This window comes from Leifsonia sp. YAF41 (genome assembly GCF_052113185.1).
In the GTDB taxonomy this organism is placed as follows: Bacteria; Actinomycetota; Actinomycetes; order Actinomycetales; family Microbacteriaceae; genus Cryobacterium.
Map to the genome: position 1 here is coordinate 183,992 of NZ_JBFRCS010000001.1, position 11,932 is coordinate 195,923.

The 11,932-nt window shown below is 64.7% G+C and carries 8 protein-coding genes; 3 read left to right on the plus strand and 5 right to left on the minus strand.

All coding sequences use genetic code 11. The features are described 5' to 3' along the window. Positions 1 to 43 precede the first annotated feature (43 nt). On the plus strand, positions 44 to 1,093 hold the full coding sequence (locus AB4Y63_RS00905; RefSeq protein ID WP_441789144.1) for a LacI family DNA-binding transcriptional regulator: 1,050 nt from the start codon (positions 44 to 46) through the stop codon (positions 1,091 to 1,093). A 124-nt stretch (positions 1,094 to 1,217) separates the two neighbouring features. Here the strand turns inward: AB4Y63_RS00905 and AB4Y63_RS00910 are convergent, their stop codons facing one another. The 4 genes from AB4Y63_RS00910 to AB4Y63_RS00925 form a co-directional block, all read right to left on the minus strand. Next, entirely contained in the window at positions 1,218 to 2,984 is a 1,767-nt protein-coding gene (locus AB4Y63_RS00910) for a glycoside hydrolase family 35 protein (RefSeq protein WP_441789145.1), read from the minus strand. 91 nt (positions 2,985 to 3,075) lie between these two features. Then, positions 3,076 to 4,395: an ABC transporter substrate-binding protein gene (locus tag AB4Y63_RS00915; RefSeq protein ID WP_441789146.1), complete on the minus strand. Its 1,320-nt coding sequence runs from the start codon at positions 4,393 to 4,395 to the stop codon at positions 3,076 to 3,078. A 58-nt stretch (positions 4,396 to 4,453) separates the two neighbouring features. Next, positions 4,454 to 5,401, minus strand: coding sequence for a carbohydrate ABC transporter permease (locus AB4Y63_RS00920; RefSeq protein WP_441789147.1), 948 nt, complete (start codon positions 5,399 to 5,401; stop codon positions 4,454 to 4,456). Next, positions 5,398 to 6,384 carry a carbohydrate ABC transporter permease gene (locus tag AB4Y63_RS00925; protein ID WP_441789148.1) on the minus strand — a complete coding sequence of 329 codons (987 nt, stop codon included), beginning with the start codon at positions 6,382 to 6,384 and terminating at the stop codon, positions 5,398 to 5,400. Before AB4Y63_RS00925 ends, AB4Y63_RS00920 begins: the two co-directional genes overlap by 4 nt. A gap of 149 nt (positions 6,385 to 6,533) precedes the next feature. Here AB4Y63_RS00925 and AB4Y63_RS00930 point away from each other — a divergent pair, with 149 nt between their 5' ends. Continuing rightward, positions 6,534 to 8,615 carry a DUF5054 domain-containing protein gene (locus tag AB4Y63_RS00930; protein WP_441789149.1) on the plus strand — a complete coding sequence of 694 codons (2,082 nt, stop codon included), beginning with the start codon at positions 6,534 to 6,536 and terminating at the stop codon, positions 8,613 to 8,615. A gap of 26 nt (positions 8,616 to 8,641) precedes the next feature. Continuing rightward, a complete protein-coding gene (locus tag AB4Y63_RS00935; protein WP_441789150.1) occupies positions 8,642 to 9,787 on the plus strand; it encodes a metallophosphoesterase family protein in 1,146 nt (381 codons plus the stop codon). A gap of 76 nt (positions 9,788 to 9,863) precedes the next feature. Here the strand turns inward: AB4Y63_RS00935 and AB4Y63_RS00940 are convergent, their stop codons facing one another. Beyond that, positions 9,864 to 11,798 carry a glycoside hydrolase family 5 protein gene (locus AB4Y63_RS00940; protein WP_441789151.1) on the minus strand — a complete coding sequence of 645 codons (1,935 nt, stop codon included), beginning with the start codon at positions 11,796 to 11,798 and terminating at the stop codon, positions 9,864 to 9,866. Positions 11,799 to 11,932: the final 134 nt, after the last annotated feature.

The following is an 11,932-nucleotide window of genomic DNA, read 5'->3' on the forward strand; positions in this document are numbered from 1 at the left end:
AAGTTCCTTTTCATTCGTCTGCTCGACTAGTGTTTACGTCATCATGCTGATTGACTCGACGACCTCGCCCGGATGTAGCGCGCCGCGGGCACGCGCATCGATCAACGATGTCGCAGTTCAAGCCGGGGTCTCTGCTCAAACCGTCTCGCGTGTCGCGAACGGTATGAACAATGTGCGACCGGCGACCCGAGAGCGTGTGCTCGCGGCCATGCAGTCGCTCAACTACCGCCCGAACAGCGCCGCTCGAAATCTGAAGGCCGGTCGCTTCCGCAGCATTGGGTTCGTCACGTTCAACCTCGCGACCTTCGGCAATGAGCGCACGCTCAGCGCTGTTGCCGAGGCATCCGAAGCCGCCGGATACACGACAACGCTGTTGCCCGTCGCTGATCCCACTCAGCTCGACGTCGCAGGAGCCTTCGGCCGCCTCGAGGAGCAGGCCGTCGACGGCATCATCTTGGTCATGTCGGCCGAGGTCGGCTCGCTTGACGAGATTTCGATGACCGTCGGTCTGCCGCTCGTCATCGTCGATTCCGATGCACACCTGCCCTACACGGTCGTCGACACCGACCAGGAGCAGGGTGCGCGCCTTGCACTGCAGCACCTCTTCGAACTCGGCCACCGCGACATCGTTCACGTCTCCGGTCCCGAGTCGTCCTACTCTGCCCGGCGACGCGCCGAGGCGTACCGACACGCGATGATCGAGCACGAGCTCGCCGTGCTGCCGGTGCTCACCGGCGACTGGTCGGCCGCATCGGGTCTGGAACTGGGGCGACAGATGCTCGCCGGCGACCGCGTGCCGACCGCAGTCTTCGCAGCCAACGACCAGATGGCGCTCGGAGTCATGCACGCGATCCATGACCACGGACTCCGCGTTCCCGAAGACATCAGTGTGATCGGATTCGACGACGTCGACGGCGCTGCCGAGTTCTGGCCGGCGCTCACCACCGTTCATCAGAACCTCGACGAGGTCGGCCGCCAGGCCGCAACTTTGCTGCTCGCCCTCATCGACGGCGAGCCCGACGAGAAGCAGAAGATCCTCGTGCAGACCAGGCTCGTCGTACGCGACAGCACCGGAGAGGTGCGCGCAGACTGAACACTGCTTGATTGAGGACAGCCGAGCCCCGCTCAGCTCGGCTGAGGATGGCCCAGCTGAGCGCTGCTCAATCGAGGCCACCGTGGGCATCCCGAGTGGCCGGACAGACCGGTGTTCCATGTCGTCAGGCCTCGGCGGATCCGAGGTTCGGGCGGGCCACGAAACGCACGGTGGCAGATGCGGCCCCGGCGGTCTCGAAGACGACGATCTCATTGGCCCCCTCCCGCAGCACCGGTGCGGGTACGAAGAGTGTGCGCTGCGGTCCGCGGCTCCAGTAGCGACCGAGGTTAAATCCGTTCAGCCACACCACGCCCTTGCCCCAGCCGTGCGTGTCGAGGTGCAGATCGTGAGTCTCCCCAAGCGTGAACGTGCCACGCGCGAACGCCGGCCCGCTCAGCGGCCCGGGGGCGTCGGCAGCTGAGGCCTCGAGGGCAACCCGGATCGCGGGATTCAGGCTTCCGCCGTCTTCGAGTGCGACCGAGCCCGCCGTCCAGTCGGTGAGCGGTTCGCCGTCCAGGGTCACCGGACCGATGAGGCCCTTGGCCTCGCCGATGCGCGGGCCGTAATTCACGCCGCCCATGAACTCCACCAACAGCGTGAGTTCTCCCTGCGCCTGGGGCGGGAGCGGAATCATCCGATCATGGTGGTCACGGTTGAGGATGCCGACGGGGCTGCCGTCCAGGAACAGTTGCGCTCGGTCGCGCACCTCGGCGAAGGCGAGCAGGCCTCCGTGCGCGACCTCGGTGGAGTAAAGCGCAAAGCCGCGTGACGAGCCGAGTTGGCGCGCATCCGGAAGCTGTTCGAAACTCGTGCCCACCACAATCGGCACGCTGCGGAGCGGCACGCTTCGGTCGAGCGCAACGGTGAAGGCGGGAGCGTCGACCCTCTCGGCGGGTCGTTCGTCCGGAACCGGGCCGTACTTCGCGAGCACATCGCGGAACCGCCAGTACTTCTCGGTGGGCGTGCCATCCTCGGCGAGAGGGGCGTCATAGTCATACGACGTGATGTTCGGCCGATAGGTGCCCTTGTCATCGGCCCCCGAGGTGAATCCGAAGTTCGTGCCGCCGTGGAACATGTAGATGTTCACGGAGGCCCCGGCTGCCAGCAGCTCATCGAGCTCGCGCGCTGAATCTGCAGCGGAAGTGGTGCGGTGCGGCGCCCCCCAGGCGTCGAACCAGCCGCACCAGAATTCGGAACACATGAGCGGTCCCGTCGGCTGGTGCCGGCGCAGTGTGGCGAGCCGTTCGGTTGCCCGGGACCCGAACGATCCGGTCCTGTGCAATTCGTCGAGGCTGCCGTGCGACAGCATCGCGTCGGTCGGCTGGTCGACAGTGGTCAGGGGTACTTCGATGCCCTGTTCTCTGGTCAGGGATGTCAGCGCACGCAGGTAGTCGGAGTCGGAACCGTAAGCGCCGTACTCGTTTTCAATCTGCACGAGGATGACCGGACCTCCGTGCTGAACCTGCCGCGGCACGACGATCTCGTACACGGAGCGAAGGTACTCGGACACCGCCTCGAGATAGGCCGGGTCGCTGGTTCGAAGCACCATCGCCGGATCGGCAGTGAGCCAACCGGGCAGGCCCCCGTCGGTCCATTCGGCGCAGATGTACGGGCCGGGCCGCACGATGGCGTGCATTCCCTCGGCGTGAACAAGCTCGAGGAACCGGGCGAGGTCGAGCTGTCCGTCGGTGCGGAACTCGCCGCGGGAGGGTGAGTGCTCGTTCCACGGCACGTACGTCTCGATGGTGTTCAGGCCCATCAGTCGGGCCTTGTGGATGCGGTCGGCCCACTGATCGGGGTGCACGCGAAAGTAGTGGAGTGCGCCGGCAAGCACGCGATACGGCGAGCCATCGAGCAGAAAGTCGGTGTCACCGATGGAGAAGGTAGGCATGCGCTGTCCTGTCGTGTTACTGACCGCGGGGTGCCTGCCACGATGGCAGACACCCCGCGATTGGGTGCAGGTGTTACGTGTTACGTGTTGACTACTTGTTGACCGAGAAGCCCTGCGTGTTGCCGTACTCGACGAGCGTCTTCTGCCACTCTTCGAATGCTGCGTTCAGGTCGGTTCCGGCGCCGAGTGCTGCGCCGACCGAGTCGGAGAACACGTTGTTGGCGTAACCCTGGTAGGGCAGGTACTGCCATCCGGGAACAACCGACTCGGACGACGCTGCGCCGATCTGGTTCGCCGGCTGACCGCCGTAGGCGGGGAACGGCTTGTTCAGCCACTCCGGGTTGCTGAGGTCGGCTGTTGTCGACGGGAAGCCGTTCTCATTCAGGAGCGCGCGTCCGTCGCCGTCGGCGAAGTACTTCAGCACCGCTGCTGCGGCGGCCTTGTTCTTGCTCTGGTCGGTGACGGAGAGTGCGCTGCCGCCGTTTTCGGCGGAGGCGGGCTTGCCATCCCATGACGGCATCGGTGCGACGGCCCACTTACCGGCGGTGCCGTAGTCGTCCATGCCGCCGATCATCCAGGAGCCCATCATCAGGGTGCCGAGCTTGTCCTGGGTGAGTGCCTTGGTCCACTCGTCGGACCAGGTTGCAACCGGGGAGAGTTCGCCGTTGCTGAGACGGCTGTTCCAGAAGTCCGCGAACTTCTTGGAGCCCTCGTCCTGCAGGTTGATCGTGACGTTCTCGCCATCGACGGCGAACGGCTGGCCGCCGGATGCCCAGATCATGCTGGTCACGAAGCCGGCATCGCCGCTGTTTGCGATGTAGGCCTCGGGGTCTGCGGCGTGGATCTTGGCGCTGGCGTCAGCCCACTCGTCCCACGTGGTCGGAGCCGCGGCGACGCCCGACTTCGCGTAGAGGTCCTTGTTGTAGATCATGACCATGGGGCCGGAGTCCATTGGCAGGGCGACGAGCTTGTCCTGCAGGTTCACGGAGTTCCAGGTCGAAGCGGTGAAGGCGTCCTTGTAGCTGTCCAGGCCGTACGGCGTCAGATCGGCGAGAGCCTTGCCCATGGTGAGCTGCGGCAGCGTCTGGTACTCAACCGGCACGAGGTCGGGGGCGCCCTTGCCCGCCTTGACCGCGTTCTGCAGCTTGGTGACCACGGCATCCGGGTTCTCCAGCTTGACCACGTCGAACGTGATGTCCGGGTACTTCGCAGTGAAGGCATCCGCGAGGTCCTGGGTGCTGTCGCTCCAGGTCCACCAGGTGAGCTTCGTGGGTACGGTGACCGCTGCATCGAGGTCGGTCGAGCCTTCGCTGGAGCCTCCCGCTGCAGCGCTGCAGCCCGAGAGTGCTCCGACGAGGAGCGCGCCGGCGCCGACGACGGCGCCAAATCGCGCCCATCGGCTTGTTGTCATTTTTTCCATTGTGATTCCCTTCGCTTGGTGTTGGGGGTGTAGCTCCGGACGAACCGGTCTATTTCACGCTCCCGGCGGTCAATCCCGACTGCCAGAAACGCTGCAGATAGAGGAATGCCGCTGAGATCGGAATAACGGTGAGCAGTGAACCGGTGATGACGAGGTTCGGGATCGCCTCGCCACCGATCGCGCTCATCTGCGCTGACCACTGAGCGAGGCCGACCGGGAGTGGGTACCACTGCGGGTCGCTCAGCATGATCAACGGGAGAAAGTAGTTGTTCCAGGTCGCGACCACGGTGAACATCAACACCGTGATCAGCGCCGGCGCGAGCTGGCGAAGAGAGATCGAAAAGAAGATGCGGATCTCTCCGGCGCCGTCGAGGCGGGCCGCTTCGATCAGCTCGTCGGGAATTGCTTCAGCTGCGTAGACCCAGATCAGGTAGAGCCCGAACGCGCTCACCATCGAGGGGATGATGACCGAGAACGGTGTGTTGGTGAGGCCGATGTTGCTGAAGAGCAGAAACTGTGGCACGGCCAGCACCGAGGTGGGGATCGCCATGCCACCGATGATGACGGCGAAGACCCAGCGGCGCCCGGGGAAGTTGTACTTCGCCAGCCCGTACCCAGCCAAGGTGGCGAGCAGAGTGGCGCCTCCGGCACCGACTACGACGTAGAGAATCGTGTTGAGGAACCAGCGAGTGAAGATGCCGTCGTGGTAGGTCAGGGTCTCAACGATGTTGTCCCACAGAGCGAACTCGCCGCTGAACCAGAACGCGAACGAGTTGTACAGCGAGTCCATCGTCTTCGTCGAGTTGACGACGAGCCACCAGATCGGCACGAGGCAGTAGAGCATCATCGCCGTCATCAGCAGGCCCAGGGTGATGGACGCGCGCTTGTGCCGTGGAGTGGCCTGCTTCTTCAGGGCTCGGTCGCGAGGTGCGACCTTTCCGCTGGCCAGACGACTCGGCGCCCGGCTTGAACGGACCGCACTCGGGGTGGCGCTCATGCCAGCTTCTCCTTCTTTTCGCCGGTGGCCTGAACAAGGTAGGCAACCACCATGGTGATGACTCCCGACAGGATGGCGATCGCTGCCGCGTAGTTGAACTGAGAGCCGGCGAACGACAGATTGAACGCGTACATATTCGGAGTGAAGTACGTCGTGAACGAGTTCGGCGCGATCGTCTGCAGGATCGAGGGTTCGTTGAAGAGCTGGAAACTTCCGATCACCGAAAACACCGTCGCAATGATCAGGGCGCCGCGGATGGACGGCAGCTTGATGGCGAAGATCGTGCGGAACGCTCCGGCACCATCGATTTCTGCTGCTTCATAGAGATCCTGGGGAATCGCCTTCAGCGCTGAGAAGAAGATGAGCATGTTGTAGCCGACGAATTCCCAGGTCACGATGTTTCCGATCGCGGCCATCACGAAGTTCGGGGCCATCGGCGACGGCAGGGCGAGCCCGAAGAACCGGTTCAGGTCGGCAATGAGCCCGAACTGTGATCCGTACATATAGCCCCAGATCATCACCGCGACGACGCCAGGGACCGCATAGGGCAGAAAGATCGAGAGACGGTAGAAACCCACCCAACGCAAGCGCGCGCTGTCGAGGGCAAGTGCGGCGAAGAGAGCGAGCAGCAACATGATCGGCACCTGCACCAGCAGGAAGATTGAGACACGGAGAATGGCATCCCAGAATTTGGGGTCGGTGAGCGCGATCCCGTAGTTCTCCAGCCCGACGAACGAATTGCCACCGACGAGCGTCTCGCGGAAGAGGCTGAGGAAGATCGCGTAGGCGAGCGGTGCAATGAAGACGAGCGCGAAGAGCGCCATGAACGGCCCGACGAACATCCATCCAGACCAGTTGCGGCGCTGCTTCTTCAGGGCTGCCGGCGCGCCGGGCGATGCCGGGATCAGGAGGCTTTCGGTGCTGGGGTTGGAACCGGTCGCCGGGTGTACCAGCGTTCCGGTGCCGAGGGGAACGGTAGTCATGGGCGACCCACCTTGTCACCTCGTGCGTTCGACGTCTTCGTCATTCGCTCGCTTCCTTCTTCAGAATGTTTGCGTTCCCATCACAGTATGGGACAGGATGATGTTTGCGCAAACAGAATTGTGAAAATCAAGTAACGAAAGAGTCACAGATGATCTCTACCCTGCATGTGGTCTTCAAAACGCACCTCGATCTCGGCTTCACCGACTACGCCGTCAACGTCACCGATCGCTACGTGCACGAGTACCTTCCGCGAGCGATCGAACTCGCCCGCGAGCTGGATCGGCGCGGAGGCCAAGCCGGCTTCATCTGGACTACCGGCTCCTGGCTCATCCACGAAGCGCTCCGCCTCGGCACCCCCGACGAGCGTGCCGCTCTTGAGGATGCGATCCGCGCCGGCCAGGTGAGCTGGCACGGACTCCCCCTGAGCACCCACACCGAACTGATGGATGCGGGGCTGGTCGAACACGGCATCTCGATCGGGCGTCGACTCGACGCCCGATTCGGTCGTCACACCATCGCCGCAAAGATGACAGATGTCCCCGGTCACACCATCGGCCTCGTTCCGTTCCTTTCCCGCGCGGGCCTCGATTATCTGCACCTCGGCGTGAACGGCGCCTCTGCCGTTCCCGAGGTGCCTGAGTTCTTCATCTGGCGGGCGCCCAACGGGAGCGAGGTGGTCGTCAACTATGCGCAGAGTTACGGCGCCACGGATCTCGGCGTCGCTCTGGCACCCGGCGGCACCGATGCATTGCACCTCGCCCACACCGGCGACAACTTCGGGCCTCCCTCTGTCGCCGACGTCGAGGAGCTCTTCGCTCAATTGCAGGAGGAGTACCCCGGCACTCGGATCATCGCCTCCACCCTCGACGCATTCGCGGCGGCCGTCCTACAGGACCGCAACCTTCTCCCCGTGCTCGAGCAGGAGATCGGCGACTCCTGGATTCACGGCGTCGCGAGCGACCCCGTGCTGACAGCGCGCCTCCGCGCCCTGCTGCGTCTCCGCACGGGTTGGGTCACATCCGGTGCGCTGGTGCCGGGCACCGCAGAGTGCGACGGATTCAGCGATGGGCTGCTACTCATTCCCGAGCACACCTGGGGCGAAGACCTGAAGACCCACCTTCCCGACTATGTGAACTACGAGAAGGCAGCATTTCAGGCGGCGCGGGCCGCGGATGTGATCGACCCCGTCCAGAATCCGGCGCAGTTCGACGAGTTCGCCTGGGCCTACACCGACCACCCGAGCGCACAGGGGTTGACCTATTCGAGTTTCGAGCGATCCTGGGCCGAGCAGCGCGCCCACGTCGACCGCGCGTTGGCCGCGCTCTCCCCCGCACGACGAGTCGAGGCCGAAGCCGCCCTGGCCGGCTGCGAGCCAACGAACGAGCCGCAACCGAATGCCGCGGCGATCGATTGCGGGGCCGAACACGCTGTCGGCGACTACCGGGTGCGATTCGGTCGTGATGGTTCGCTCGTCTCCCTGATCGATGCCGACGGCACGCAGTGGGCCGGGGCCGAGCATCCGCTCGCCGCCTACGCCTATCAAACCTTCGACGAACGCGACGAAGCCCGTTGGCTGAGAGAGTACGGCCGCAATCGTGCCGAGAACGGCATGTGGTCGATCCCCGATTTCTCGAAGCCCGGACTCTCGATCGCGAACACACAGCCCGGCACGCTCTTCACGCCGACCATCGTCGCGGCCGAGCGGCACGATGCTGCAGACGCTGCGGTGCTGACGCTGTCACTTGAGCTGCCGGCGATCGCGAGTGAGGCCTGGGGCGCGCCCCGCGACATCCGGCTGAGCTATCGCTTTCCGAGTGCTGGGCCGATCGGGATCACGCTCGACCTCTGCGACAAGGATGCCTCGCGCCTGCCCGAGGCGAGTTGGCTCGAATTTCGGCCGCGCACCGCGCCCGGCGACTGGACGCTCACCAAGATCGACAGCCACGTCGACCCGCAATCGGTGGTGCGCAATGGCAACCGGAGCATGCACGCGGTAGCCGCTGTGACTCATACGGCATCGACGCACACGGCGGATCGTACCTTCGCTCTGCGTCCACTGGATGCGGCACTCGTCGCGGTCGGCCAGCCGGCCCTACTGCGATTCACCAACGACGTGCCCGACCCGAACGACGGCTTTCACGTCAACCTGCACAACAATATCTGGGGTACGAACTTCACGATGTGGGTCGAAGACGACCTTCGTTTCCGCTTCGAGCTGGAGCTCGCGTGACGAGCATTCAAGAGAGAAAGAACACTATGACGTCGCTAGTCACCAGCCCACCCGTCGTGATGGCACCCCGCGAAGACGGCGCAGAGGTCGTCTGGGGCGTGAGCCGGCTCAGTCGCGGCTGGCTGGAGTGGAAATCTGCCGACGGGCGCCGCGGCGTCGCGACCGCGGATGCCTTCGGCATGGTTCCGCAGGGCGACCGGGTACTGCGGGTGCGACTGGCCGGGCTTCCTGCCGGGAGCGAGCTGAGCATCCGCGCGGTGACCGAGGCGATCGAGGACCCGGCGGAGCGCCACGAGAGCGAGTGGAAGACGGTGCGCACCTTCGCCCCGGATGCGCCGACCTCTCGCTTCGCCGTCTGGAATGACACTCACCAGAACGATGACACCGTGCGCGCGTTGGACGCGCTGACCCCCGAGGTCGACGTGCTCGTCTGGAACGGTGACCTCTGCAATGACTGGAAGGAGCCGACCTGGTTCACCTCCACGATCTTGAATCCCGCCGGCCTCGATGTGAGCGCCGACCGCCCCCTCGCGATCGTGATGGGAAATCATGATGTGCGGGGGCGCTACGCCTACCAACTGGAGGAGTTCGTCGCCGCACCGGAGGGCCGCCCGTTCACCGCGTTCCGCATCGGCCCCGTCGCCTGCGTGGTGCTGCACACCGGCGAAGACAAGCCAGACGCGCACCCGAGCTTCGAGGGCCGGGTGGCGTTCGAACCGCTGCGGGCCGAGCAGGCCGAGTGGCTGCGCGAGGTGACCACACGCCCCGAGTTCCGGGATGCCCCGTACCGGGTCGTGTTCTGCCACATCCCCCTGCGCTGGATCGACGAGACTCCGGCCGACTACGACGCCGGCGGCTACGACTGGTTCAGCCGGATGAGCCGCGATGCGTGGCATGACGCGCTCGTGAACTGGGGAGCCCAGATCGTCGTCTCCGGGCACACCCACGAGCCGGCCTGGCTGCAGCCGTCGGAGGAGTTTCCCTACGGCCAGCTCGTCGGCGGCGGGCCCGACGCCGATATCGCATCCGTCGAGGCCGCAACCTGGATCGACGGCGTGGCGACGCCCGAGTCGCTCGTGCTGACCATGCGCACTCTCGACGGCGAGGTGCTGCACGAGATCCGGCTCGCACCCGTGACGGCCGACGCCATGTTCGCGACAGCCGCCGTCTAGCCAGAACATGCGTCGAGGTCGGGCCGCCACTGGCGACCCGACCTCGATTGATGCGCTCAGCGCTTGTGCGCCGCCCCTAGCTCAGGGGCTTGCAGAGCAGCGCGCTCGGCACGCCGCCCTGGCTCCAGCGCCAGGTGAACGCGACGCCGGCGATGTACTCGTTGTCAGCACACTGCCCCTTGTACTTCGTCGGAGCCCAGTCGCTGGCGGTCGACCCGCCGTTGGCCGGACGATTGTCACCCTGGTCGAACCACACGTTCCTGCCCTGGCTCGCCGGCAGCGCCTGCGCGCTCTGACCGCAGAGCAGCTTCGACGTCGACCATTTGTTCGTGCTGCCGATCGTCAGGCTGTAGCCGATCGCCATCTGGCCGGTCGGGCACTGCAACTTGTTGTATCCCGACGCCCAATCGTTCGTCACGTTGGCCTCGTTGCTGACGAGGCTGGTGACGGCGGTCGTCTGCGGCTGCGCGTTGTCGGTGCAGAGCGCGCGGTTCGTGCTGCGCGCGACACCGATCAGCCGCTCGGAATCGGGGCAGGTTCCCTTCCACTTGCCCGAATCCCAGTCGGGCTGGCTCTGCATCCGAAGCGACGCATTGGTGTCGGGGCTGGTGCTACCGCTGCCGAGCATGTTCCAGCGCACCGGCGTGGCCACCGCACCGGTCTTCGAGGGCGCGTTCACGAGCTTGACCCAGGCCGGGTAACGCCAGTCCTCGGCGATGCTGAGCTTGGTGCCGTCTGCCTTGTAGGCCAGCAGCGCGAACGTGTCGGCGAAGTTTCCTGATGCATCGGCCCAGGTGACGAGCGGCCAGGCAGCGAAATCAGTGTCGTTCGCCACCAGCACGTCAGTGAAGTTGACCCACCACGCCTTCTCCTTGTCATTGGTCTGGCTTGCCCCGGCCGTGCCGAACTCGCTCAACCAGACTGGTGCGGTGTAGTGCTGGTTTGCCGTGTTCACAAACAGGGCCTCGGTCTTCATTTCTGCGGCAAGCTCAGTCGCAGTGAGGTCGCGATAGCGGTTGTCGTGGGTCTCCCCGAGCCCCGTCGCACCGGTGTGCTGCGGCCCGGTGAACCCGTAGACGTGAGCAGAGTAGACCAGCTTGTTCGGAAAGAGGATTGTGTTCGAGGTCGACGCCACCGGCTTCAACTGCGGACGGTCATGGAACAGGCCGTCGAGGGGAATCCCCTGCCAGTTGATCCCCTCCATCACGATGAGCGCATTCGAGTTCACCTTCTGAATGGCGATTGCCGCCTGCTGGTAGGCCTTGTACAGATCGTTTCCGTCGCCCATTCCCCAGTTGGGGTCATCCAGGATGTCGCGACGTACCTCGTTGCGCAGGTCCATGCCGACCACACGCGGGTTGCCCTGGTACCGCGCCGCCAACATGACCCAGTCGCTCACCCACTTCTCGGTGGTTTGACTGCTGTACCACTTGCTGTTTCCGTCGTCGGCGCCGCAGCACCAACGCGAGGTTGTGGTGTGGTTGTTCAGCACCACAGCGAATCCGTCGGCGGTCAGTGCGGCAATCACCGCATCGAAGATCTGCAGCGGCGTCTTGCCCGCGAGGTCCGGGTTCGCGAGCACCGCGGCATCCGGCACCGGCGTAGTCGTTCCGAGCATCTCGTTCGAGAACGGCAGACGGATGCTGTTGATGCCGAGCGCATGGAAATCGTTCATGAGTGTCGCCATCGGCACCCGGTCGAGCCCCATCGGGATGTCATAAGTCGGTCCGGCGATCGTCTGATTGGCCGGGTCGGTCTTGGATCCGGTTCCGTTCCAGTGCCCCTGGGCTCCGTCCCAGTTCGCGGACTTCAGCTTGAAGCGATTACCGTTCGCATCGACGATGTAGCGCCCGCGGGTGCTGAGCGGTGCAGCCCAGGATGCCGACAGTTCGGCGCCGGTCACCGCGGGAATCGGATCAGCAGGAGTTGTGGCGTAGACGGGCGTGGCCACCGACATCGCCAACGTGGCGGTGGTGAGTGCGACGGTGAGCCGCAGGAAGCGACGTTGCATTGCGAACCTCTCTGTTCGTTCTCGCACCGTCGCACCCCTCCCAGAAAGGGGGGCACGGGTGCCTGACATCGTCATGCTAGGGGCGCGATCCACGGAATGTCAACGTAAACATGTCAACGTAAACATCGCCGATT

Coding starts and splice junctions, on each gene's coding strand:
- AB4Y63_RS00910 (WP_441789145.1), bottom strand. CDS start 2,984: ATGCCTACCTTCTCCATCGGTGACACCGACTTTCTGCTCGATGGCTCG.
- AB4Y63_RS00905 (WP_441789144.1), top strand. CDS start 44: ATGCTGATTGACTCGACGACCTCGCCCGGATGTAGCGCGCCGCGGGCA.
- AB4Y63_RS00915 (WP_441789146.1), bottom strand. CDS start 4,395: ATGACAACAAGCCGATGGGCGCGATTTGGCGCCGTCGTCGGCGCCGGC.
- AB4Y63_RS00920 (WP_441789147.1), bottom strand. CDS start 5,401: ATGAGCGCCACCCCGAGTGCGGTCCGTTCAAGCCGGGCGCCGAGTCGT.
- AB4Y63_RS00940 (WP_441789151.1), bottom strand. CDS start 11,798: ATGCAACGTCGCTTCCTGCGGCTCACCGTCGCACTCACCACCGCCACG.
- AB4Y63_RS00925 (WP_441789148.1), bottom strand. CDS start 6,384: ATGACTACCGTTCCCCTCGGCACCGGAACGCTGGTACACCCGGCGACC.
- AB4Y63_RS00930 (WP_441789149.1), top strand. CDS start 6,534: ATGATCTCTACCCTGCATGTGGTCTTCAAAACGCACCTCGATCTCGGC.
- AB4Y63_RS00935 (WP_441789150.1), top strand. CDS start 8,642: ATGACGTCGCTAGTCACCAGCCCACCCGTCGTGATGGCACCCCGCGAA.